This window comes from Cupriavidus cauae, assembly GCF_026210475.1.
GTDB lineage: Bacteria > Pseudomonadota > Gammaproteobacteria > Burkholderiales > Burkholderiaceae > Cupriavidus > Cupriavidus cauae.
In genome coordinates, this window is record NZ_CP080293.1 from 1,291,532 (window position 1) to 1,313,606 (window position 22,075).

21 protein-coding genes are annotated in these 22,075 nt (G+C 69.5%); 15 read left to right on the forward strand and 6 right to left on the reverse strand.

Translation table 11 applies throughout. The features are described from left to right. The first annotated feature begins 110 nt into the window (after nt 1–110). The 4 genes from KZ686_RS05810 (at nt 111) to KZ686_RS05825 (ending at nt 5,180) form a co-directional block, all read left to right on the forward strand. Entirely contained in the window at nt 111–626 is a 516-nt protein-coding gene (locus KZ686_RS05810; RefSeq protein ID WP_149320126.1) for a single-stranded DNA-binding protein, read from the forward strand. Nucleotides 627–847: 221 nt separating this feature from the next. Beyond that, the gene (locus KZ686_RS05815) at nt 848–2,065 is read left to right on the forward strand and encodes an acyl-CoA dehydrogenase family protein (protein ID WP_265633213.1); all 1,218 of its coding nucleotides are present in this window, start codon (nt 848–850) and stop codon (nt 2,063–2,065) included. Nucleotides 2,066–2,082: 17 nt separating this feature from the next. Beyond that, nucleotides 2,083–3,447, forward strand: a complete 1,365-nt coding sequence (locus tag KZ686_RS05820; protein WP_265633214.1) for an LLM class flavin-dependent oxidoreductase — start codon at nt 2,083–2,085, stop codon at nt 3,445–3,447. Nucleotides 3,448–3,596: 149 nt separating this feature from the next. Further along, nucleotides 3,597–5,180, forward strand: a complete 1,584-nt coding sequence (locus KZ686_RS05825) for a TerC family protein (RefSeq protein WP_265633215.1) — start codon at nt 3,597–3,599, stop codon at nt 5,178–5,180. Nucleotides 5,181–5,257: 77 nt separating this feature from the next. Here the strand turns inward: KZ686_RS05825 and KZ686_RS05830 are convergent, their stop codons facing one another. From KZ686_RS05830 to KZ686_RS05840, 3 genes are all read right to left on the reverse strand, one after another. Next, complete coding sequence (locus KZ686_RS05830) at nt 5,258–5,644, reverse strand: hypothetical protein (protein WP_149320130.1); 387 nt, start codon at nt 5,642–5,644, stop codon at nt 5,258–5,260. 20 nt (nt 5,645–5,664) lie between these two features. Then, a complete protein-coding gene (locus tag KZ686_RS05835) occupies nt 5,665–5,949 on the reverse strand; it encodes a hypothetical protein (protein WP_149320131.1) in 285 nt (94 codons plus the stop codon). A gap of 103 nt (nt 5,950–6,052) precedes the next feature. Continuing rightward, complete coding sequence (locus KZ686_RS05840; RefSeq protein WP_149320132.1) at nt 6,053–6,256, reverse strand: cold-shock protein; 204 nt, start codon at nt 6,254–6,256, stop codon at nt 6,053–6,055. A 304-nt stretch (nt 6,257–6,560) separates the two neighbouring features. Between KZ686_RS05840 and KZ686_RS05845 the strand changes: the two genes are divergently transcribed. From KZ686_RS05845 to KZ686_RS05880, 8 genes are all read left to right on the forward strand, one after another. After that, on the forward strand, nt 6,561–6,731 hold the full coding sequence (locus tag KZ686_RS05845; protein ID WP_190286441.1) for a hypothetical protein: 171 nt from the start codon (nt 6,561–6,563) through the stop codon (nt 6,729–6,731). Next, nucleotides 6,728–6,817, forward strand: coding sequence for a K(+)-transporting ATPase subunit F (kdpF, locus tag KZ686_RS05850; protein WP_149320133.1), 90 nt, complete (start codon nt 6,728–6,730; stop codon nt 6,815–6,817). The genes KZ686_RS05845 and kdpF overlap by 4 nt, the downstream gene beginning before the upstream one ends. After that, nucleotides 6,817–8,625, forward strand: coding sequence for a potassium-transporting ATPase subunit KdpA (gene kdpA / locus KZ686_RS05855; protein ID WP_226108577.1), 1,809 nt, complete (start codon nt 6,817–6,819; stop codon nt 8,623–8,625). Before kdpF ends, kdpA begins: the two co-directional genes overlap by 1 nt. A 147-nt stretch (nt 8,626–8,772) precedes the next feature. After that, complete coding sequence (gene kdpB / locus KZ686_RS05860; RefSeq protein WP_407648515.1) at nt 8,773–11,007, forward strand: potassium-transporting ATPase subunit KdpB; 2,235 nt, start codon at nt 8,773–8,775, stop codon at nt 11,005–11,007. Between the two features lie 87 nt (nt 11,008–11,094). Further along, nucleotides 11,095–11,718 (forward strand): potassium-transporting ATPase subunit KdpC, encoded by a 624-nt coding sequence (gene kdpC / locus KZ686_RS05865; protein ID WP_265633418.1) that lies wholly within the window; start codon nt 11,095–11,097, stop codon nt 11,716–11,718. Between the two features lie 89 nt (nt 11,719–11,807). Beyond that, on the forward strand, nt 11,808–14,786 hold the full coding sequence (locus tag KZ686_RS05870) for a sensor histidine kinase (RefSeq protein ID WP_265633216.1): 2,979 nt from the start codon (nt 11,808–11,810) through the stop codon (nt 14,784–14,786). Nucleotides 14,787–14,914: 128 nt separating this feature from the next. Next, a complete protein-coding gene (kdpE, locus tag KZ686_RS05875) occupies nt 14,915–15,610 on the forward strand; it encodes a two-component system response regulator KdpE (RefSeq protein WP_265633217.1) in 696 nt (231 codons plus the stop codon). Nucleotides 15,611–15,756: 146 nt separating this feature from the next. Continuing rightward, nucleotides 15,757–16,548 carry a TorF family putative porin gene (locus KZ686_RS05880; protein WP_407648516.1) on the forward strand — a complete coding sequence of 264 codons (792 nt, stop codon included), beginning with the start codon at nt 15,757–15,759 and terminating at the stop codon, nt 16,546–16,548. A 36-nt stretch (nt 16,549–16,584) separates the two neighbouring features. On the opposite strand, the gene KZ686_RS05885 is transcribed toward KZ686_RS05880, so the two are convergent. Both KZ686_RS05885 and KZ686_RS05890 read right to left on the reverse strand, forming a co-directional pair. Then, entirely contained in the window at nt 16,585–17,403 is an 819-nt protein-coding gene (locus KZ686_RS05885) for an anti-sigma factor family protein (RefSeq protein WP_226108571.1), read from the reverse strand. Then, on the reverse strand, nt 17,400–17,933 hold the full coding sequence (locus KZ686_RS05890; RefSeq protein WP_265633218.1) for an RNA polymerase sigma factor: 534 nt from the start codon (nt 17,931–17,933) through the stop codon (nt 17,400–17,402). Before KZ686_RS05890 ends, KZ686_RS05885 begins: the two co-directional genes overlap by 4 nt. 297 nt (nt 17,934–18,230) lie before the next feature. Here KZ686_RS05890 and KZ686_RS05895 point away from each other — a divergent pair, with 297 nt between their 5' ends. After that, nucleotides 18,231–18,785: a DUF305 domain-containing protein gene (locus tag KZ686_RS05895; RefSeq protein ID WP_265633219.1), complete on the forward strand. Its 555-nt coding sequence runs from the start codon at nt 18,231–18,233 to the stop codon at nt 18,783–18,785. Next, entirely contained in the window at nt 18,782–20,278 is a 1,497-nt protein-coding gene (locus KZ686_RS05900; RefSeq protein WP_265633220.1) for a YncE family protein, read from the forward strand. Before KZ686_RS05895 ends, KZ686_RS05900 begins: the two co-directional genes overlap by 4 nt. A gap of 135 nt (nt 20,279–20,413) precedes the next feature. On the opposite strand, the gene KZ686_RS05905 is transcribed toward KZ686_RS05900, so the two are convergent. Next, complete coding sequence (locus KZ686_RS05905; protein WP_265633221.1) at nt 20,414–21,313, reverse strand: LysR family transcriptional regulator; 900 nt, start codon at nt 21,311–21,313, stop codon at nt 20,414–20,416. Between the two features lie 95 nt (nt 21,314–21,408). Between KZ686_RS05905 and KZ686_RS05910 the strand changes: the two genes are divergently transcribed. After that, nucleotides 21,409–22,014, forward strand: a complete 606-nt coding sequence (locus KZ686_RS05910; protein ID WP_226108562.1) for a cysteine hydrolase family protein — start codon at nt 21,409–21,411, stop codon at nt 22,012–22,014. Nucleotides 22,015–22,075: the final 61 nt, after the last annotated feature.

Sequence of the window (22,075 nt, forward strand, 5' to 3'; positions counted from 1 at the left end):
CGCCGGGCCGCACTACCATCGGCGCGCCGGGCGCAAATCAGTCGAAAGAGTCAAATCAGTCAGCACATTGCCGCGCCGCCCATCGGGGCGCGGTTCTCGGAGAACACCTCATGGCATCCGTCAACAAAGTCATCCTCGTCGGCAACCTCGGCGCGGACCCCGAAACGCGCTATATGCCCAGTGGCGATGCCGTGACCAATATCCGGCTGGCCACCACGGACCGCTACAAGGACAAGCAGAGCGGCGACATGAAGGAGCTGACCGAATGGCACCGCGTGGCCTTCTTCGGCAAGCTCGCCGAGATCGCCGGCCAGTACCTGCGCAAGGGCTCCCAGGTCTATATCGAGGGCCGCATCCGTACCCGCAAGTGGCAGGACCAGTCCGGCCAGGACAAGTACAGCACCGAGATCGTCGCCGAGCAGATGCAGATGCTGGGCTCGCGCCAGGGCGGCGGCGGCGGCGAGGAAGGCGGCGGCTACGCGCGCGAATCGTCGGGCGGCGGCTATGGCGGTGGCGGCGGCCGTGGCGGTGCGCAGGGCGGTGGTGGCGGCCAGGGCGGCGCACGCCGGCCGCAGCAGTCGCCGTCGAACGGCTTCGAGGATATGGACGACGATATTCCGTTCTGAGTCCAGGTTCCGCGCTTCACCGGCATCCGATCGAGCCCGCTTCATGCGGGCTCTTTTCATTGGGTGGCGTTCATCGGCGGATGGCATTTCGGCGGCGCGACTGTGCGCGCTCCTATCCAAAGAACGTCGCCGCGGATATCGATATCCCGTTTCCTTCGTTCCCCTCCGCAGGTCCCGTCCCTATCCTCTCAGGCTCGTATTGCAGACGAGAGGACCCGCCAATGAATGCCCCGTTGGACTTCGATGCGCGCCATGCCCTGCGCGCGGCGCTGGAGTCGCTGCCCGAGCTCGCGCAGAAGATCGGTACCGATGCCGCGGCGCGCGAGGCCCGGCGCCTGCTGCCCTATGAGGGCTTCGCGCTGTTCCGGCAGTCGGGCCTGGGCCTGTTGCGGATTCCGGTGGAGCAGGGCGGGCTGGGCGGCTCGCTGGTCGATCTGTTCGAGGTGATCGCGACCATCGCGGCGCACGAGTCCAACGTCGCGCATGCCTTGCGCATCCATTTCGATCAGACCGAGGCGCTGCGCCTGTCGCCGCGCTCGGCCTTCAACGACCTGCAGGTGCGGCGCGTCGTCGGCGGCGCGATCTTCGGCGGGGCGTCGACGGAGGTCGGCACCGCCCGGCCCGGCGAAATCACCACGGCGCTGCGCCGCGACGGCGACCATTACCGGCTGTCGGGCCGCAAGTACTACTCGACCGGCACGGCCTTCGCCGACTACGCGCGCATCAACGTCAAGGATGCCGACGGCGCCGATGCGTCGATCGTGATTCCGACCGATCGCCCCGGCTTCGGCGTGGTCGACGATTGGGACGGCATGGGCCAGCGCATGACGGCCAGCGGCAGCCTGGTGCTCGACAACGTGCAGGTATTTGCCGACGAGGTGACCCGGCGCGGCAACAGCACGCTGGTCGGCCGCCATTGCGGCGCGTTGCGGCAGCTGCATCTGGTCGCGGTGGCCGCCGGCATCGTGCGCAACGCGTGGGCCGATGCGCGGGACTACGTGCAGCGGCATGGCCGTCCCGCGCTGCACAGTCCCGCGCCGTCCGCGCGCGAGGACCATGTCATCCAGCAGGTCATCGGCGACCTGGCCGCGCACAGCCACGCGATCGACGCGCTGGTCCGGGAGAACGCGCGCGTGCTGGACCGCTCGGCCGACGCGCTGCAGGCGGGCGCCGACGATGCCGAGGCGCTGGTGCTGCAGGGCGCGCTGGCCACCGCGCAGACGCAGCTGGTGGTCAGCAAGCTGGCGCTGCACGTCGGCGAGCGGATGTTCGAGGCGGGCGGGGCGTCGTTCACGGCGAAGCGCTACAACTTCGACCGCCACTGGCGCAATCTGCGCACGATCTCCAGCCACAACCCGCTGCTGCACAAGGCGCGCGTTATCGGCGCCTACCACCTGAACGGCGAGACCACGCATCTGACCGAGGGCCGGGTGTTCTGAACACCGGCAGATGAGCCATGGCAACGACAATCAAACCGACAACGACCTCGACAGCGCCCTCGCGCCAGCTGCACCTGAACATCAACGCGCTGCATTCCGGCTTCGTGCCTTCGGCATGGCGCCTGCCCGCCAGCGATCCGGGCGCCTTCGTCGACGTGCAGCACTACGTCCGCGTCGCGCGCATCGCCGAGGCCGCGAAGTTCGATGCGATCTTCCTCGCCGACAACGCCTCGATCGCGGACCAGATCCATTTCCGTCCGATCACCGCGCTGGAGCCGACGCTGCTGCTGGCCTGCGTCGCCGCCGCGACCACGCACATCGGCCTCGTCGCCACGGTATCGACCAGCTACAACGAGCCCTACAACATCGCGCGGCGCTTCGCGACGCTGGACCATGTCAGCGGCGGCCGCGCCGGCTGGAATGTGGTGACCACCGCCGATGCGGGCTCGGCGCGCAATTTCGGCCGCGGCGCACCGCCCGACCACGGCCAGCGCTATGCGCGCGCCGACGAATTCACGGCGCTGGTCAAGGCGCTGTGGGACAGCTGGGAGGACGATGCCTTCATCGGTGACAAGGCCGGCGGGCGCTTCGTCGATACCGGCAGGCTGCAGCCGGTGGCCCATCACGGCGCGTTCTTCGACGTACACGGACCGCTGAACCTGCCGCGGCCGCCGCAGGGCCATCCCGTGCTGTTCCAGGCCGGCGGTTCCGACGATGGACGCGAGCTGGCGGCGCGCCACGCCGAGGCCGTGTTCTCGGCGGCGCAGTCATTCGAGGAGGCGCTGGCCTACCGGCGTGCGATCAATACGCGGGCGGAAGCGCTCGGGCGCGGCCCGAATGCCGTCAAGGTGCTGCCGGGCCTGACCACGATCATCGGCGCCACGGAGGCCGAGGCCCGGCAACGGCGCGATGCGCTGGTCGATCTGATTCCGTGGGACTACAGCCTGAACCGCCTGGCCGGCACGCTGGGCATCGAGGTGGGGCGGCTCGAACTCGATGCGCCCTTGCCGGACGATCTGGCGGTGCCGGCCAATGGCAACCACACGTTCTTCCGCGCGACGCTGGCCGCGGCGAAAGGGCGCAACCTGACGGTGCGCGCGTTGATCCGCGAGCTGGCGGGCGGCGGCGGGCACCGCGTGATCGTCGGCACGCCCGAGCAGATCGCCGACGACATCGAGCACTGGTTCCGCGATGGCGCCGCCGACGGCTTCAACCTGATGCCCGATGCACTGCCCGACGGCCTGCAGGACTTCGTCGACGGCGTGGTGCCGATCCTGCAGCGGCGCGGCATCTTCCGCACCGAGTACACGGGCGCGACGCTGCGCGACCATCTGCAGCTGGCGCGTCCCGCCGGCAGGGCACCGGCGCGCGCGGCTGCCTGATCGAAGGCGCGCCGCGGTCTTGTCATCCTCCCACCTATTGACGCGGTAGCCGGCCCAGGCCCTACACTGTGGCGTATCCGGCTGCCGCGGCCATTCCCGTTCCGTGCGCAGCGTCCCCCCTTGCTCCTTCCCCACGCGACGATGCCCACATGGAATGGCTGACTGACCCCACGATCTGGATAGGCCTGGCGACGCTGATCGTGCTCGAGATCGTGCTGGGCATCGACAACCTGGTGTTCATCGCGATCCTGGCGGACAAGCTGCCGCCGGAGCAGCGCGACAAGGCACGCATCATCGGCCTGTCGCTGGCGCTGTTCATGCGGCTGGGTCTGCTGTCGGTGATGTCGTGGCTGGTCACGCTGACGCGGCCGCTGTTCGCGCTCGGGCCGCTGGAATTCTCGGGGCGGGACCTGATCCTGCTGGGCGGGGGCATCTTCCTGCTGGTCAAGGCCACGCTGGAGCTCCACGAGCGGATCGAGGGCAAGTCCCACCATGAGACCGAGAAGCCTGCCTATGCCGGCTTCTGGCTGGTGGTGACGCAGATCGTCATCCTGGACGCGGTGTTCTCGCTGGACTCGGTGATCACCGCGGTCGGCATGGTCGACCATCTGAGCGTGATGATGGTCGCGGTGGTGTTCGCCATCGCGGTGATGCTGTTTGCATCCAAGCCGCTGACGCGCTTCGTCAATGCGCACCCTACCGTGGTCGTGCTTTGCCTGAGCTTTCTGCTGATGATCGGCCTGAGCCTGGTCGCCGACGGCTTCGGCTTCCATATCCCCAAGGGCTATCTGTACGCGGCGATCGGCTTCTCGGTCGGCATCGAGGCGCTGAACCAGCTGGCACGCCGCAATCTGCTGCGCTACGAGGCGCGCCGCCCGATGCGGCAGCGCACCGCCGATGCGGTGCTGCGCCTGCTGGGCGCGCGCCGGGCCGCCGAGGGCGAGGCCGGCGAGCCGATCAGGCGCGACACCGCCGCGCCACCGGCCTTCGCGCCGGAGGAGCGCACCATGGTCAGCGGCGTGCTGTCGCTGGCCGAACGCTCGGTGCGCTCGATCATGACGCCGCGCTCGGAACTGTCGTGGATCGATATCGAGCAGGACGCCGACACGCTGCGCCGCCAGATCCTCGCCACGCCGCACAGCTTCTTTCCGGTCTGCCGCGGGCAGCTGGACGATATCCTCGGCGTCGCGCGCGGCAAGGACCTGATCGGCACGCTGGCCGAGCAAGGCCGCATCGACGAAGCCAGCCTGCGGCCGCCGATCGTGGTGCCGGAATCGATCCGCATCCTGCCGCTGATGGAGACGCTGCGCGCGTCGCGCGGCCAGCTGGTGCTGGTGACCGACGAATACGGCGCGGTGCTGGGCGTGGTGACGCCGGTCGATGTGCTGGAAGCGATCGCGGGCGAATTCCCCGACGAGGACGAACTTCCGACCATCGCGGCGGCGGGGGAGGGGCGCTGGCTGATCGACGGCAGTGCCGATCTGCATGCGGTCGCCCACGTGCTGGAGCTGGGCGAACCGTGGACGCAATCCCAGGGGCGCTATGCGTCGCTGGGCGGCCTGCTGCTGGACCGTTTCGGCATCGTGCCGCCGGTGGGCAGCGCGATCGATCTGGACGGCTATCGCTTCACGGTGGTCGAGGCGACCGAACGGCGCATCGATCGGATCGAAGTGGTGCGCCTGGGCGCCGAATCGGTGCAGGCGGGCGCCGATGCCGAGCAGCGGGAGCGCTGAACGAGATCGACGGTGCGGGCGGTGATACGCGGAACCGTACGCGCTGGTCCTTCTATCCCGGTTCCTTTACCCGCCCCTTACACGCCGAACGACTGCAGCCGCGAACGGGCCGGCCGGCTGGCGTCGCGCGATCGTACCGGGCGCAGTTCCCCTTGCCACGGGGCGGCCAGCGCGTCGAGCAGATGATCGCCGGCGAGGGTCTTGTCGTGCAGCGCGTCGCGCAGCGCCTGGCCGATCGCCAGCCGGCACAGCGCCTCGCCGTCGCGGGTCAGCGTGCCGCGGGCCGCAACCGTATCCGCATCCGCATCGGCGCGGATCGTGAACGAGCGCCGGCCCACGCCGACGAAACTGGTGAATCGAACGCAATCGCATTCGCCGGAACCGGCGAAATTGACGCTGACATGGTAGGCGAGGCTGGTACCGGCCCATGGCAACGTACAGAGGTAACTGACGGCTTCGCTCATGGCGGGCTCGCTTTGGCGCTTCAGGCCGTAGGCAGCGTTTCGGTCGGGACCAGGCCGTCGATGATGGCGCGGCCGTAGTCGACGGCGGCGCGTCGGGCGGTGCCGACGTTCTCGCACGAGCCGCTGGTCAGGCGGTACAGGCGTGATTGCTCGTTGCCCGGGGGCTGGCCTTCGATGCAGATCATCACCGAGACGTCAAAAGCAAGTTCGGGTTTGGTACGCGGCCATGTCTGCACCGGGGTGCGCCGGTAGACCAGCGGGTAGAGCTCGTAGCCCTTGTAGCTGGCGGTAGGAAGGGAGTCCATGCATCGCTCCTGTTGAACAACGTGGACGCCGGCTGGCTGCGACAGGCAGAAAAAGAGGCCGGCAATAAAAAACCCCGCAAGCGCGGGGTTTTCGTGGCAAGCGTCAGACCGGTTCGATCTTCGTGGCGGCCGGGCCCTTCTGGCCGACGCCGCGCACGTAGCGCACCTTCTGTCCTTCCTGCAGCGACTTGAAACCGCTGCCCTGAATTTCCGAAAAATGCGCGAACAGATCGTCGCCGCCGGCGTCCGGCGTAATGAAGCCGAAGCCCTTCGAATCGTTAAACCACTTTACGGTACCGGTATCCATGTATATCTCCTGGATTGTTCCCATCGGACGAATGTCCCGAGGGGCATGACGATCAAGAAGAAACATGGAGAAGAAGTGGCGGAGCCGGGGGCGGCCAACTCGGTAATCGACGTGCTTGCTTGAAGATCCTGCGGTTCCCGTTATACAGGTCATGTGCCGGGCTGTCAAAACAATGCGGCAAATCCATTGACGGATGCCCTCTGCCGCATCTTTATACCTTCTTTACGGCACCCCTCCACCTTTCTACCCCGTTTTTAGCCGCCCCTCCCTAATCTGCAAGCCGGTATCACTCTCGGTATTTGCCATGGACGGGATTTTCCTGATCGTACTGTTCGGCTTCGCCGGACTCTGTGCCGTGCTGCTGCAGCTGTGCGTCGTGCTGGCGCCGCGCGCGCCGGCGAATGTGCGCCCGCACGGGCCGGCCAACGACACGCCGCCGCAGTGCGGTGCCACCCCGGGCAGGGGGCAACGATGAACTGGACCGATCTGCTGGCCGCGGCGATGGCCGCGGCCATGTTCGTCTATCTGCTGATCGCGCTGCTGCGCCCGGAGAAATTCTGATGACCACGCAGTTCATGGGCCTGCTGGCCCTGTTTCTCGCCATCCTGCTGACGATGGCGCCGCTGCTGGGGCGCTATCTGCGCCGCGCCGTCGAGGACGGCCAATACGCCTTGACCGCATGGGGTCGGCCCGTCGAGCGTCTGCTCTATCGCGTTGCCGGCGTACGCGCCGATGCCGAGATGGGCTGGAAGCGGTATGCCGTCGCCGTGCTCGCGTTCAACGTGCTGGGCGTGCTGGTGGTCTATGGCCTGCAGCGGCTGCAGGGCGTGCTGCCGCTCAATCCCCAGGGCTTCGGCCCGGTGTCGCCCGATTCCGCGTTCAACACGGCGATCAGCTTCGTCGCGAACACCAACTGGCAGGGCTATGCCGGCGAATCGACGATGGCCTATCTGACGCAGATGCTGGGCCTGACCGTGCAGAACTTCGTGTCGGCGGCGACCGGTATCGCGGTGGTATTCGCGCTGATCCGCGGCTTCGCGCGCCAGAGCGCGGCGACCATCGGCAACTTCTGGGTCGACATGACCCGCACCACGCTCTATGTGCTGATGCCCATCGCGACCGTCATCGCGCTGGCCCTGGTCAGCCAGGGCGTGATCCAGAACTTCGACGCCTACAAGCCGGTGTCGATGGTGTCCGCGGTCGAGTACACCATGCCGAAGACCGATGCCGCCGGGCAGCCGGTACTGGACGCCGAGGGCAGGCCCGTCGCGGAGCCGGTCCGCACGGACCGGCAGACGCTGGCGATGGGTCCGGTCGCGTCGCAGGAGGCGATCAAGATGCTGGGCACCAACGGCGGCGGCTTCTTCAACGCCAACTCGGCGCATCCCTTCGAGAACCCGACCGCGCTGGCGAACCTGATCGAGATGCTGGCGATCTTCCTGATTCCCGCCGCGCTGTGCTTCACCTTCGGCGAGATGGTCGGTGATCGCCGCCAGGGCATCGCGGTGCTGGCGTCGATGGCCGCGATCTTCGTCGCGATGGCCTGCGTGGCCGCGCTGGCCGAGCAGCAGCCCAACCCCGCGCTGGCGGGATTGCCGGTGGACAGCCTCGCGTCGGCCTGGCAGGACGGCGGCAACATGGAAGGCAAGGAAACGCGCTTCGGCCTGGCCGCATCGGCGCTGTTCGCCACGGTCACGACCGCGGCGTCGTGCGGCGCGGTCAATGCGATGCACGACTCCTTCACGGCCCTCGGCGGACTGGTGCCGATGCTGCTGATGCAGCTCGGCGAGGTCGTGTTCGGCGGGGTCGGCTCGGGCCTGTACGGCATGCTGGTGTATGCGGTGCTGGCCGTGTTCATCGCCGGCCTGATGATCGGCCGCACGCCCGAATATCTCGGCAAGAAGATCGAGGCCTACGAGATGAAGATGGCCGCCGTGGTGATCCTCGTCACGCCGTTGCTGGTGCTGCTGGGCACGGCGGCGGCGGTGTCGATGGAGGCCGGCCGCGCCGGCGTGCTCAATCCCGGCACGCACGGCTTCTCCGAGATCCTGTACGCGCTGTCCTCGGCCGCGAACAACAACGGCAGTGCCTTCGCCGGCCTGTCGGCCAACACGCCCTTCTACAACACGCTGCTGGCCGCCGCGATGTGGTTCGGCCGCTTCTGGGTCATCATCCCGGTCCTCGCGATGGCCGGCGCCCTCGCCGCGAAGAAGCGCGTGCCGGCCAGCGGCGGCACCATGCCCACGCACGGGCCGCTGTTCGTGGTGCTGCTGGTGGGCACCGTGCTTCTGGTCGGTGCGCTGACCTATGTGCCCGCGCTCGCGCTCGGTCCCGTGGCCGAGCAGCTGCAGGGCGCCGCCGTTCGATGAGCCGGTTCGGTTCGATGAGCCGGTTCGATGAGGCAGTTCGATGAGCCAGTTCGATGAGCCGGGCGTTCCCCTGATGACATCGGACGCCGCGCGTGTTCCGACCGCGTCGGCGTTCCTCCCTCCTCTCTAGCGCACTGCGGAGATCCCATGCAACAAGAATCCACGGCCAATGCGGCCGAGATCGGCGGCAATCCGGGCGAAGTGTCGGCCGGCACGCCCGTGACCGATCGCCAACCCGCGCTTTCCGATCGCGCCCCGGCGCGCGGCATGTTCGCGCCGCAGCTGCTCAAGCCGGCGCTGGTGGCGGCCTGGCGCAAGTTGTCGCCGCGCCAGCAGCTGCGCAATCCGGTGATGTTCGCGGTCTATGCCGGCAGCATCCTGACCACGATCCTGTTCCTGCGCGCGGCCTTCGCGCCCGAAACCTCCGCCGGCGGCGAGAGCGCCGGCTTCATCCTGGCCGTGTCGGTCTGGCTGTGGTTCACGGTGCTGTTCGCCAACTTTGCCGAAGCGCTGGCCGAAGGGCGCAGCAAGCAGCAGGCGGCGGCGCTGCGCGGACTGCGCACCACGGTGACGGCGCGTGTGCTGAAGGACGGCCGGCGCGGCGGCCCGACCGAGCCGCGCGCGGCCACGGCGCTGCGCCGCGGCGATGTGGTGCTGGTCGAGGCGGGCGACATGATTCCCGGCGACGGCGAGGTGATCGAAGGGGTCGCCTCGGTCGACGAAAGCGCGATCACCGGCGAATCGGCGCCGGTGATCCGCGAATCGGGCGGCGACTTCTCGTCGGTGACCGGCGGCACGCGCGTGCTGTCCGACTGGCTCGTGGTGCGCATCACCGCCAACCCGGGCCAGAGCTTCATCGACCGGATGATCGCGATGGTCGAGGGCGCGAAGCGCCAGAAGACGCCAAACGAGCTGGCGCTGACCATCCTGCTGGTGGGCCTGACCATCGTGCTGCTGCTGGCCACCGCGACGCTGCAGCCGTTCTCGGTCTACAGCGTGCTGGTCGCCAAGGCCGGCGTGCCAGTGACCGTCACGGTGCTGGTGGCGCTGCTGGTCTGCCTGATTCCGACCACCATCGGCGGCCTGCTGTCCGCGATCGGCGTGGCCGGCATGAGCCGCATGATGGCGGCCAACGTGATCGCCACCTCGGGCCGCGCGGTCGAAGCGGCCGGCGACGTCGACGTGCTGCTGCTCGACAAGACCGGCACCATCACGCACGGCAACCGCCAGGCCTCGCGCTTCATCGCCGCGCCCGGCGTGGCGCCGTCGCGCCTGGCCGAAGCCGCGTGGCTGTCCTCGCTGGCGGACGACACGCCGGAAGGGCGCAGCATCGTCGCGCTGGCCCGCCGGCAGGCGGACCCGCGCACCCCCGAGGTGGCGCCGCGCCATGCCGAGTTCGTGCCCTTCACCGCGCAGACGCGGATGAGCGGCGTCGACGTTCACGAGGACGGCGAACGAGGGCACGTGCGGCACGTGCGCAAGGGCGCGGCCGACGCGGTGCGCCGCTACGTCGCCGAGCGCGCCGGCAAGTTTCCCGATGCGGTGGCGCAAGCGGTCGAGGAGGTCGCCCGCGCCGGCGGCACGCCGCTGGTGGTGGCCGACGAGCAGGGTATCCAGCAAGGCGGCGAGCAGGGCAGCGACATCCGCGTGCTGGGCGTGATCGAGCTCAAGGACATCGTCAAGACCGGCATCCGCGAGCGCTTCGGCGAGCTGCGCCGGATGGGCATCAGGATCGTGATGATCACCGGCGACAACCGGCTGACCGCGGCCTCGATCGCCGCCGAGGCGGGCGTCGACGACTACCTGGCCGAGGCCACGCCCGAGGCCAAGCTCAAGCTGATCCGCCAGTACCAGGCCGAAGGGCGGCTGGTGGCGATGACCGGCGACGGCACCAACGACGCGCCGGCGCTGGCCCAGGCCGACGTGGCGGTGGCGATGAACACCGGCACGCAGGCGGCCAAGGAGGCCGGCAACATGGTCGACCTCGACAGCAACCCGACCAAGCTGATCGAGATCGTCGAGATCGGCAAGCAGATGCTGATGACGCGCGGCTCGCTGACCACCTTCAGCGTCGCCAACGATATCGCCAAGTACTTCGCGATCATTCCGGCGGCCTTCGCCACGACCTATCCGCAGCTGGCATTGCTGAACGTGATGGGGCTGTCCACGCCGGCGTCGGCGATCCTGTCCGCGGTGATCTTCAACGCGCTGATCATCGTCGTGCTGATTCCGCTGGCGTTGAAGGGGGTCGCCTACCGGCCGCTGGGCGCCGCGGCGCTGCTGCGGCGGAACCTGCTGGTCTACGGGCTCGGCGGCATCCTGGTGCCGTTCGTGGGCATCAAGCTGATCGACATGCTGCTGACCTTGCTGGGCTGGGCCTGAGCGCCGGGTCGCGCAGTTACCGAGTCACCGGATCGCCGGATCACCGGATCACCGGATCACCGAACCACACAAGGACATCGATCCATGATGAACACCAACGCATCGCTGCAGCCCGCGTCCGTCCCCGCACCGCAGGCGGCCCTGCTGCGCCCGCTGCTGACCGTCTTCGCCGCGCTGTCGGTGCTGACGGGCCTGCTTTACCCGGCCGTCGTCACCGGCCTCGCCCAGGGCCTGTTTCCCCATCAGGCGGCCGGCTCGCTGATCGTCAGGGACGGCACGACGATCGGCTCGGCGCTGATCGGGCAGCCGTTTTCCGAGCCGCGCTATTTCTGGGGCCGGCTGTCCGCCACGGCGCCGATGCCCTACAACGCGGCGGCCTCGGGCGGCTCGAACCTCGGCCCGAGCAATCCCGCGCTGGCGGATGCGGCGCGCGCGCGCATCGAGGCGCTGCGCACGGCAGACCCCGGCAACACGGCCCCGGTGCCGGTGGACCTGGTCACCGCCTCGGGCAGCGGCCTCGATCCGCATATCAGCCCGGCAGCGGCCGAGTATCAGGCGGCGCGGGTTGCCCGCGCCCGCGGCCTGCCGCTGGAGCAGGTACGCCAGCTGATCGCTGCCCACACCGACCGGCCTGCCCTGGCGGTGCTGGGCGCTGCCGGCGTCAACGTGCTGCGGCTGAACCTGGCGCTCGACGCGCTCGGCCCGAAGTAGTGCCGCGCGGGCCGTGGCAGAATGGCCTTCGCCTTGCCCTCCCTTGTTCTGCCATTGTTCTGCCATAGTCCAGCCCGGTTGCATTGCCGATGACCGAAGCCGAATTGCGCGATGCCGGTGCGCGCGCCGATCCCGATGCCCTGCTGCAGATGGTCCAGCAGGAGGGCGAGCGGGCCGCACGCGGCAAGCTGCGCGTGTATTTCGGCGCCTCGGCCGGCGTGGGCAAGACCTTCGCGATGCTGACCGCGGCGAGGGCGGCGATGGCAGAGGGCGCCGATGTGGCGATCGGCGTGGTCGAGACCCACGGCCGCGCCGAGACCGAGGCGCTGCTGGCCGGCATGGAGCGGCTGCCGATGCGCGAGGTGCCCTATCGCGGCCGCGTGCTGCACGAATTCGATCTCGACGGCGCGCTGGCGCGCCAACCCGCGCTGATCCTGGTGGACGAGCTCGCGCATTCGAATGCGCCGGGCAGCCGCCACCCGAAGCGCTGGCAGGACATCCAGGAGCTGCGCGCGGGCGGCATCGATGTCTGGACCACCGTCAACGTCCAGCACCTGGACAGCCTGAACGAGGCGGTGGGCGGCATCACCGGCATCCGCGTCTGGGAAACGGTGCCCGACGCGGTGTTCGACGGCGCCGACGAGGTCGTGCTGGTGGACCTGCCGGCCGACGAGCTGCTGCGCCGGCTGAAGGAGGGCAGGGTCTACTTACCCGAGCAGGCGCGCCATGCCGCGCGCCATTTCTTCCGCAAGGGCAACCTGATCGCGTTGCGCGAGCTGGCGCTGCGCCGCACCGCCGAGCGTGTCGATGACGACGTGCGTGCGTGGCGGCAGTCCGAACCGGTGCAGCCGGTATGGCGCACGCGCGAGGCGGTGCTCGCCTGCATCGGCAGCGGCGACGATGCCGAGCAGGTCGTCAGGAGCGCGCGCCGCCTGGCGGGCCAGCTCGATTGCGACTGGCATGTGGTGACGGTCGCCACGCCGCGGCTGGCGCCGCCTTCTGAGCGCGCCAGGGCCCGGCTCGAGGATGCGATGCGGATGGCCGAGCAGCTCGGCGCACGCACCGAGACGCTGGCCGGCGCGGACATGGTGCAGGCGGTCGCCGGCTATGTGCGGCGCCACAACCTGACCAAGGTGGTGATCGGGCGCGCGCCGGGCGATTGGCGGCGCGGCGGCGCGTCGCTCGCCGATCGCGCGCGTTCGCTGTTGGCGCTGGGCCTGTCGCCGCTGGTCGGCGCGCCGGCGGCCTGGTTCGGCAGGCGCAGCTTTGCCGACGCGCTGGCGAGGGGCTGTCCCGAGATCGACATCATCCGCGTGGCCGCCGATACCATTCACAACCCCGCTCGCAACCCCGCGCGCACCGATCCGCGGCCGGGCCACGACGCCGCCGAGGGGCAGCCCGACGCCGGCACCGCAGGCGCGGGGCGGGGCGACTACCTGTGGGCCGTGGTCTGGTGCGCCGGCGCCTCGGCGCTGTCGGCGCTGGCCACGCCGTGGTTCGACGTGGTCAATATCGCGATGCTGTTCCTCGCTGCCGTGATGGGCGTCGCGCTGCGGCACGGCCGCGGGCCGGCGGCATTGGCCTCGGTGCTGTCGGTGGCCGCGTTCGATTTCTTCTTCGTGCCGCCGCGGCTGTCGTTCGCCGTCACCGACGTGCAGTACCTGCTGACCTTCGTGGTTCTGTTGTCGGTGGGCCTGGTGATCGGCCAGCTGACCGCGGGGCTGCGCGAGCAGGCGCAGGTCGCGGTGCGGCGCGAGACCGATGCGCGCACGCTGTACGAGCTCGCGCGCGAACTGTCGTCGGCGCTGACGCTGGAGCAGATCGTGCCGATCGGCAGCCGCTTCCTGCGGGCGGCGTTCGATGCCAATTCGGCGTTCTTCCTGACGTCCCCCGACGGCAAGCTGCTGCCGCCGGTGATGGACGCCGAGCAGCAGGACACCGCCGCGCGCACCGATTCGATCGACCGCGTGCTGGCGCAATGGGTGTTTGACCACGGCCAGCCCGCCGGCACGGGCACGCACACGCTGCCCGGCAGCACCGTGCTCTATCTGCCGCTGAAGGCGCCGATGCGGACGCGCGGCGTGCTGGCGGTGGAGCCGGCCGCGTGGCGCGCGTTCGCGCAGCCTGCGCTGCGGCGCCAGGTGGATGGCTTCTGCACGCTGATCGCGATCGCCATCGAGCGGCTGCACTATGTCGAGGTTGCGCAACAGGCGCTGCTGTCGATGGAGTCGGAGCGGTTGCGCAGTTCGCTGCTGGCCGCCGTATCGCACGATCTGCGCACGCCGCTGACCGGCCTGATCGGCATGGCCGAGACGCTGCGGCGTGCCGACCCGCCGCTGGCGCCTTCGGTGGCCGATACCGTCGACGCGATGCTCGAGCAGGCGCAGCGGATGCGCACGATGGTGGTCAACCTGCTCGACATGGCGCGGCTGCAAAGCCGCGACGTGCGGATGACGCGGGCGTGGCAGTCGGTCGAGGAGCTGGTCGGCTCGAGCCTGGCCGCGATGCGCGAGTCGTTGTCGCGGCACCGCGTCGAGGTGGCCGACCTGTCGCGCGTGCCGCTGGTCGAGTGCGACGCGGTGCTGATCGAGCGCGTGCTGTGCAATCTGCTGGAGAATGCGGGCAAATACACGCCGGCGGGAACGACGATCCGCGTGTCTGCCGAGGCCGTCGAGGCTGGCGAGGCCGTCGAGGCTGGCGAGGACGGCAAGGCCAGCGAGGGCCGCGAGGACGGGGAGGACAGCGAAGACGGCAAGGGCAGCGTGGGAGGCGAGGGCGAGATCCGCATCGCCGTGGAGGACGAGGGCCCCGGCGTGCCGGCCGGCAGCGAGCGGCAGATCTTCGAGAAGTTCACGCGCGGGCAGCGCGAGTCGGCCACGGCCGGTGTCGGCCTCGGGCTCGCCGTCTGCGAGGCGATCGTGCAGGCCCACGGGGGACGGATCTGGGTCGAACCGGCGCGGTCCGCGGCGCGCCGGGCCGTGCACGGGCCCGGCGCCCGCTTCGTGGTCGCGTTGCCGCGCGGCAACCCGCCGGCGGTGGAGGCCGAGTCCGACATGCCGCCCGCTTGAGCCGGCGGACTGTTCGTTCGAATCCGCGCACCGCCATCCGCAACACATTCGGCCCACGTCCGCACCACGTCCTCGCTACGTCCGCACCACGTCCGCACCACGTCGATCCCAAGGAAACCACTACCGTCATGCCATTCGAATTCTCTCCCACGGTGTTGCTGGTCGAAGACGAGCCGCATATCCGCCGCTTCGTACGCGCGACGCTCGAGGCCGAGGGCTGCACCGTGCATGAGGCCGAGACGCTGAAACGAGGGCTGATCGACGCCGGCACGCGTCAGCCCGATCTGGTGATCCTCGATCTCGGCCTGCCCGACGGCGATGGGGTCCAGCTGATCCGCGAGATGCGCAGCTGGACCCAGGTGCCGATCCTGGTGCTGTCCGCGCGCAGCGACGAAGCCGACAAGATCGTCGCGCTCGACGGCGGCGCCGACGACTATCTGACCAAGCCCTTCGGCGTGGGCGAGATGGTGGCGCGCGTGCGCGTGCTGCTGCGCCGGCACGCCAGGACCAATCCGCAGGGCACCCACCTGATCGCCTTCGGCGACGTGCAGGTGGACCTCGCCAGTCGCGTGATCACGCGCGCGGGGCAGCCCGTACATCTGACGCCGATCGAGTATCGCCTGCTGTCGGTGCTGATCGCCCACCGGGGCAAGGTGATGACCCATCGCGAACTGCTGCGCGAGGTATGGGGGCCGTCGCAGTCGGAGAGCAGCCAGTATCTGCGCGTCTACATGGGTCATCTGCGGCACAAGCTCGAGCGCGATCCCGCGCAGCCCGTTCACCTGCTGACCGAGACCGGCATCGGCTATCGCTTCGCGGGGTGAGCGACCCCGGGGCATGAACGCCCGGCGTGCGCCTTTACGCGGTTCGCATGCCGCGCCTCGCACTCTTGACACCGTTTTTACGCGCCGATGCCTATCGTGGCGAAGGTCCCCAACGGGACTGTCCCTTCTACTTCGCCACGATTCTCATGATCCGAATCACGCTACCGCGCCATCCCGCCGCGGCGCTGCTCGCCGCTTCCCTGCCCGCCGCTTCTCTGCTCTCCATCACGCTGCTGTCCGCGATGCCGGCGGCCGCGCAGACCGCGCCGCACACGTTGACGGCTAATCTGTCGCTGGCCACCGACTACCGCTATCGCGGCATCACGCAGACCGATCGCCGGCCCGCGATCCAGGGCGGCTTCGACTACAGCCATGCCAGCGGCTTCTATCTGGGCAACTGGAACTCGAGCATCAGCTGGCTGGGCGACAGCAACGACGAGGTGTCGGCGCCGATCGAGATGGACTTCTACGCGGGCTTCAGGAACACCTTCGGCACCGAGGGCAAATGGAGCTACGACGTCGGCGTGCTGCAGTACTACTACCCCGGTGCTTACCCGGGCGGCTTCACCCGTCCCCATACCACCGAAGCCTATGCCGGCGTCGGCTACGGTCCGGTGTCCCTCAAGGTCTCGTATGCGCCGACCAAGCTGTTCGGCCTCGCCGACAGCCGGCACAGCTGGTATGCGGACCTGTCGGCCAACGTGCCGCTGCAGGTCTGGGGCCTGACGCTGAACACGCATGTCGGCTACCAGAAGGTGCAGGCGGCCGACGCCTCGTATGCCGACTGGAAGCTCGGCCTGACCAGGGACCTGGGCAACGGCTTCGCGCTGGCCGTGGCCTATGTCGACACCAACGCGGACCGGACCGTCTACACCAACGCCAGCGGACGCTACATGGGCCGCGGCACGGCTTGGGCCTCGCTGACGAAGACGTTCTGAGGCCGCGCCGCCATCGCCCACCGCCGCCCGGCGGCGCTACTGCGCGGCGACCTGCGCGTGCACGTCGTGCGCCAGCTCGAGCAGCCGCTGGCGGTCGATGCCGCCCGACACCGCGTAGCCGAACTTGCCGTCGATCCAGTAGAAGACATTGACCGGACCGTCCTGATACAGCCGGAACGCGGTCACGTCGGCGGCGAGGTCGCGGTGCGAGATGCACAGCGTGATGCGCTCGCCGTTGGCGTCGTGGTACATGAACTGCGCGACCGGGCCGTGGTTGCTCGGCAGCAGGCGTCCGCCCATCAGCGAGAAGCCGGTGCGCGTCAGGATCGGCGGGCGGACATCGGCCCCCAGCCGGTTCGATACCCATTTGACCAGCTCCTGCTCGCGGTCCGCGCCGACCTCCACCGGCCGGCGTACCTCGGGGGCATAGATCACGTGGGCGATCGCCGATTGGCGCGCGAACGATTCGCCGGTATCGAGCCCCGTCGGCGCGCGCCGGGCCAGCTCGCCGCCGAAGGACGGCACCGCGCGGCGCCACGCATCGGCATTGGCGCCGATGCCGATGCCCACCACCAGCGCCGCGGCCATGCCGCCCAGCAGCTTCCAGTCCAGCCGGCGCAGCCATGCGCCGCGCCGGCCGGGGTCGCGCAGCCGCGACGGCAGCGGTTCGTTCAGCACGCGGTCGTAGCGCGCGTGCAGCATGTGGTTCAGCGCGTAGTACTGGCTGATCCGCTGGGCGAGCTGGGGGTCGTGCTCGAGCCGCTGCTCGATTTCGGCGCGCCGCGCGTCGGGCAGCATGCCGTCGACGTAGGCGTGGATCTCTTCCTCGCTGATCGCGAATGCTTCGTTGCTCATCGCACCACCCTCAGTCGGGCTTTGGGTTTGACACCGGCCATCAGGCTGCGCAGGCGCTCGCGCCCGCGCGACAGCCGGGACATCACGGTGCCGACCGGGATGCCGAGCGCCAGCGCGACCTCGGCATAGCTCATCGATTCGAGGCCGACCAGCAGCACCACCTCGCGCTGTTCGGCCGGCAGCCGCTGCAGCGCGTAATCGAGGTCGCGCACTTCCAGCGAGCCCGCCGGATTGGCCGCCTTGCTGTGCCACTCCGCGCCGGACAGGCCGTCGGACAGCGTGTCGTCGTCCATCGGCACATGCGTCGCGCGCATGCCGGCGCCGCGCATCTGGTTGACGAAGGCGTTATGCATGATCGTGAATAGCCAGGCCCGCAGATCGGTGCCGTCGTGGTATTGCCGCGCATGGCGCAGCGCGCGCTCGAGCGTGTCCTGCACCAGGTCGTCGGCCAGCTCGCGGTTGTGGACCAGCGCGCGCGCATAGCGGCGCAGCCGCGGCACGTGGTCGATCAGTTCTTCACGAACCCCCATCGCTGTTCCTTTGTCGGTCGGCGGGCCGCGCCGGGTTTCCCCTGCGCTGTGCCCTTGCAGCGTGAACACCATCGGGGCGATTTTATTCCGGCCAATGCCGGCCACCGTCCGGATTTTTTTGCCGCTCGGCGGGAATAAGCGGGGCGGGAGCGCTGTTCACCTGTGGGTACGGACCTCGAGGAGTGCAGCATGCCAGTCTGTTTTCGATGGCGCGGCCGCGACCGCGGCGCCGCGCGGGTGGCGTCCGCCATGCCGTTTGCCATGCCGTTGGTCATACCCGTGGCCATGTCCGTGGCCATGTCCGTGACCCTGGTCGGGGCGCTGGCGATATTCGTTGCGCCGGCAGCCGGGGCCGAGCCCTCGGCGGCCACGGGTGCGGCCTCCACCGAAGCCGCCAACCACGCCGCCTTCCTCGCCGAGAACGACCGTGCGATGGAGCGGATGATGAACGAGATGGCGATCACGCCGAGCGGCGACGTCGACCGCGACTTCGTCCACATGATGGTGCCGCACCACCGCGGCGCGATCGAGATGGCGATGGCGCAGCTGCGGTACGGGCGCAATCCGCAACTGCGCCGGCTGGCGCAGGAAATCATCGCCACGCAGCAGCAGGAGATTGCGGCGATGTATCTGGCGATCGGGCTGGCGCCGCCCGGTGCCGATACATCCGCCGATACATCCGCCGATACGTCGGCCACTACGGCGGCCACGACGTCCCCCACTACGTCGGCCACCAGGTCGGTCACAACGTCGGCCACAACGCCGGCCGATATGTCCTCCGATCCCGCCGCGGCCGCCGGCGGCGGCCACCGCCACCGCACCGTCCACCATTCGCACAAGGAGCCACGATGAAGCCCACCCCGACCGCCGCCGTCGTCGCCGCCATCGCGGCCCTGGCGCTGGCCTTGCCGGCCGCCACGCAGGCCGGGCAGCCGCCCCGCGCCGCCACCGATCCGGATCGGCCCATCAGCCATCGCGACCGCATCTATGCCGCGGAGCAGTTCTCCAACACGGTGTCCGTCACCGACCCCGCCTCCAACGAGGTGCTCGGCATGATCCGGCTGGGCGAGCCGACGCCGGCGAACTTCAGCCCCTTGTACAAGGGGCAATTGCTTGTGCATGGCCTCGGCTTCTCGCCGGACGGCCGCACGCTGGCGGTGGTGTCGATCGGCTCGAACTCGGTGTCCTTCATCGACACGCAGACCAATGCGGTCAGGCACGTGACGTATCTCGGCCGCTCGCCGCACGAGGCGTTCTACACGCCGGACGGCAAGGAGGTCTGGGTCACCGTGCGCGGCGAGGACTATGTTGCCGTGATCGACGCGGCCACCTATCGGGAGAAGACGCGCATCACGGTGCCTGCGGGTCCCGGCATGCAGATCTTCTCGCCGGACGGCAAGTACGGCTATGTCTGCTCGTCGTTCCAGCCGCGCACCAGCGTGGTCTCGGTGGCCGAGCACAAGGTGATCGCCACCATCGAGCAGGCCAGCGCCTTCTGCCCGAACATCGCGGCGACGCCCGACGGCAAGCAGGTCTGGTTCACGCTGAAGGACATCGGCAAGGTGCAGGTGTTCGATGCGCGTCCGCCGTTCGCACCAATCCGCACCATCGATACCGGGCCGATCACCAACCACGTCAATTTCGTCCGCAACCGCAACGGCCAGTTCGCCTACGTGACGGTGGGCGGGACCAACGAGGTCACGGTGTTCCGCACCGACGACTTCGCGGCGGTCGCCACCATTCCGGTCGGCAAGCTGCCGCACGGCCTGTGGCCGTCGGGCGACGGCAGCCGCATCTATGTCGGGCTGGAGAACGAGGACGCGCTGGCGGCGATCGACACGCTGAGCCAGCGCGTGGTCGCGACGATCCCCGTCGGTCAGGCGCCGCAGGCGGTGGTCTACGTGCCGGACGCGGTCAGGCAGGGAGATGGGCGGCAGAACCTGCAGCCTGCGGGAACGATCGCCCGGGCCACGCAACTGTCGCTGGTGCCGGTCGCTGCCGGCGGACAGCCGCTTGCGCAACAACCACCTTCCCAGCAGGCGCCGACCAGCGTCGCGCTGTTCGATCAGGGGCTGGTGCAGGTGCTGCAGGCCTCGGTCACCGGACTGCAGCCGAAGCAGGCCTATGTGCTGGGCCTGGCGGAGCGGGCCGACGGCGGCGGCCGCATCGAGCCGCTGGCGCGCTTCATGGCGAATCCGGCGGGATCGGCGATCGTCAATACGGTCGGACCGATCCGGCAGGTGGTCGCCGGCGGCGGCGAGCGCCAGGAGGCGCGGCGCTATCTGGTGATCGCGCCCGTGACGGACGCCGGCATCGGGGCGCCGGTGCAGCGGCAGACACCGTAGCGGCTGGCGTGCTGGGGCTGACCTATGGCTCCCTATGGCCCCGTATGGCTGCCTGTGGCCCCATGGCCCCCATGGCCCCATGGGCCCCCAATGACCCGCCAATGGCCCCCCCCCAATGGCCCCCCCAATGGCCCCCTATGGCATCTCCGCGAAGCACTCGGCGAGCCAGTCGGCGACGGCGCGAAAGCGCGGCTGGCGCCGGTATTCGGACGGATAGGCCAGCCAGACCTCGCGCCTTACGTCGGGGCAGTCCTGCAGCCGATGCAGCGATGGCTGCGTCCGCGCGGCAAAGTGCGGCAGCAGCGCGGCCCCGGTGCCGGCCGCGGCGGCCATCAGCAGCGTGTCGACGCTGTTGCTCGACAGCACGATGGCGTCGCGCGCGATCTGCCGGTCGACCCAGCGAATCTCGGGCAGCGCCACGCCGGGGGCAAGCGACAGCGTGAGCTGGCAGAACGGGAGCGCGGCCAGGCCCTCGTCGGCGTAGCGGCGGCGCATGGCCGCGTTGCCGTAGACGCCGTAGTGGATCGTGCCGACGCGGCGCGCTACCACCTGCTCCTCGACCGGGCGATTGAGCCGGATGGCCAGATGCGCCTCGCGGCGTGCCAGGCTGGCGCGGCGCGCCTCGACGATCAGTTCCACCGTCAGCCCGGGATGGCGCTCGCGCAGCGCCGGCAGCCGCTCCGCGATGAACAGCGTCGCCACGCCCTCGGTGGCGGTCAGCTTGACGGTGCCCGAAACGCTGCCGGGACTGGCGCGGCGCGCTTCGAGTTCGCGGCCGATGCGCGCGGCATGCCGCTCCATCTGCTCGGCGGCGGCCAGCGCGATGCGCCCGGCTGGCGACAGTTCGATCCGGCCCTGCATCGATTCGGCCACCGATGCGCCCAGCGCCGTCTCCAGCCGCCGCAGCCGGCGAATCACGGTGGCGTGCGTCAGTCCGAGCTCGCGCGCGCAGGCGGCGTAGCTGCCCGAACGGGCCAGCACGGCCAGGGTCAGCAGATCGTCCCAATGGGTGGTCCCGGCTGTTCGTTTTTGCACAGTGCCTCGTCGGAATTTGGCATGGTGAATCGGCAAGCCGAACCCTATCATGGCGGCACCGCACGATGTCGTGCATTCGACGAGGAAGAGACCCCATGCCGCAAGCCAAGACCCTGATGGATTTCGCCGGCGCGACCCGCCAGCCGGCCGACTGGCAGCAAGCCAGCCTGGTGCTGATCGACCACCAGCGCGAGTATGTCGACGGCAGCCTGCCGCTGTCCGGCATGGCCGAGGCCGTCGCCGAGTGCCAGCGCCTGCTGGCCGCCGCCCGCAAGGCGGGCGCACCGGTGGTGCACATCCAGCATCACGGCAAGCCCGGCGGGGCGATCTTCGATCCGCAGGGGCCCTATGTCGAGCTGATTGCCGAACTGGCGCCTGCGCAGGGCGAGGCGGTGATCGCCAAATCCCTGCCGAACGCGTTCGCCGGCACGGGCCTGGCCGACGCACTGGCCAGGACCGGCCGCAAGCAGCTGGTGGTGGCGGGCTTCATGACCCATATGTGCGTCAGCGCAACGGCGCGCGCCGCGCTCGATCTGGGCTTCACCACCACGGTAGTCGCGGCCGCCTGCGCGACGCGCGATCTGCCCGATCCCGTCAACGGCGAGGTGGTACCCGCCGCGGTCGTGCATCGCACCGCCCTGACGGAACTGAACGACCTGGTGGCGCTGGTGGTGCCGGATGCGGGAGCGTTGGGGGCGTAAGCGAGAACGCAGCCGTCTCCGCGGACGCGGGGATCCAGCGACGTTGGAAAGACGTTGGGAT

What these genes read in the sequence shown, in the direction of transcription:
- KZ686_RS05825 (WP_265633215.1), top strand. Translation starts at nt 3,597, where the DNA reads ATGGAATGGCTGACTGACCCCACGATCTGGATAGGCCTGGCGACGCTG.
- kdpC (WP_265633418.1), top strand. Translation starts at nt 11,095, where the DNA reads ATGAACACCAACGCATCGCTGCAGCCCGCGTCCGTCCCCGCACCGCAG.
- KZ686_RS05890 (WP_265633218.1), bottom strand. Translation starts at nt 17,933, where the DNA reads ATGGGGGTTCGTGAAGAACTGATCGACCACGTGCCGCGGCTGCGCCGC.
- KZ686_RS05885 (WP_226108571.1), bottom strand. Translation starts at nt 17,403, where the DNA reads ATGAGCAACGAAGCATTCGCGATCAGCGAGGAAGAGATCCACGCCTAC.
- kdpA (WP_226108577.1), top strand. Translation starts at nt 6,817, where the DNA reads ATGACCACGCAGTTCATGGGCCTGCTGGCCCTGTTTCTCGCCATCCTG.
- KZ686_RS05830 (WP_149320130.1), bottom strand. Translation starts at nt 5,644, where the DNA reads ATGAGCGAAGCCGTCAGTTACCTCTGTACGTTGCCATGGGCCGGTACC.
- KZ686_RS05820 (WP_265633214.1), top strand. Translation starts at nt 2,083, where the DNA reads ATGGCAACGACAATCAAACCGACAACGACCTCGACAGCGCCCTCGCGC.
- KZ686_RS05870 (WP_265633216.1), top strand. Translation starts at nt 11,808, where the DNA reads ATGACCGAAGCCGAATTGCGCGATGCCGGTGCGCGCGCCGATCCCGAT.
- KZ686_RS05815 (WP_265633213.1), top strand. Translation starts at nt 848, where the DNA reads ATGAATGCCCCGTTGGACTTCGATGCGCGCCATGCCCTGCGCGCGGCG.
- KZ686_RS05845 (WP_190286441.1), top strand. Translation starts at nt 6,561, where the DNA reads ATGGACGGGATTTTCCTGATCGTACTGTTCGGCTTCGCCGGACTCTGT.
- KZ686_RS05880 (WP_407648516.1), top strand. Translation starts at nt 15,757, where the DNA reads ATGATCCGAATCACGCTACCGCGCCATCCCGCCGCGGCGCTGCTCGCC.
- KZ686_RS05840 (WP_149320132.1), bottom strand. Translation starts at nt 6,256, where the DNA reads ATGGATACCGGTACCGTAAAGTGGTTTAACGATTCGAAGGGCTTCGGC.
- KZ686_RS05910 (WP_226108562.1), top strand. Translation starts at nt 21,409, where the DNA reads ATGCCGCAAGCCAAGACCCTGATGGATTTCGCCGGCGCGACCCGCCAG.
- KZ686_RS05900 (WP_265633220.1), top strand. Translation starts at nt 18,782, where the DNA reads ATGAAGCCCACCCCGACCGCCGCCGTCGTCGCCGCCATCGCGGCCCTG.
- KZ686_RS05895 (WP_265633219.1), top strand. Translation starts at nt 18,231, where the DNA reads ATGTCCGTGACCCTGGTCGGGGCGCTGGCGATATTCGTTGCGCCGGCA.
- kdpE (WP_265633217.1), top strand. Translation starts at nt 14,915, where the DNA reads ATGCCATTCGAATTCTCTCCCACGGTGTTGCTGGTCGAAGACGAGCCG.
- kdpF (WP_149320133.1), top strand. Translation starts at nt 6,728, where the DNA reads ATGAACTGGACCGATCTGCTGGCCGCGGCGATGGCCGCGGCCATGTTC.
- KZ686_RS05810 (WP_149320126.1), top strand. Translation starts at nt 111, where the DNA reads ATGGCATCCGTCAACAAAGTCATCCTCGTCGGCAACCTCGGCGCGGAC.
- KZ686_RS05835 (WP_149320131.1), bottom strand. Translation starts at nt 5,949, where the DNA reads ATGGACTCCCTTCCTACCGCCAGCTACAAGGGCTACGAGCTCTACCCG.
- kdpB (WP_407648515.1), top strand. Translation starts at nt 8,773, where the DNA reads ATGCAACAAGAATCCACGGCCAATGCGGCCGAGATCGGCGGCAATCCG.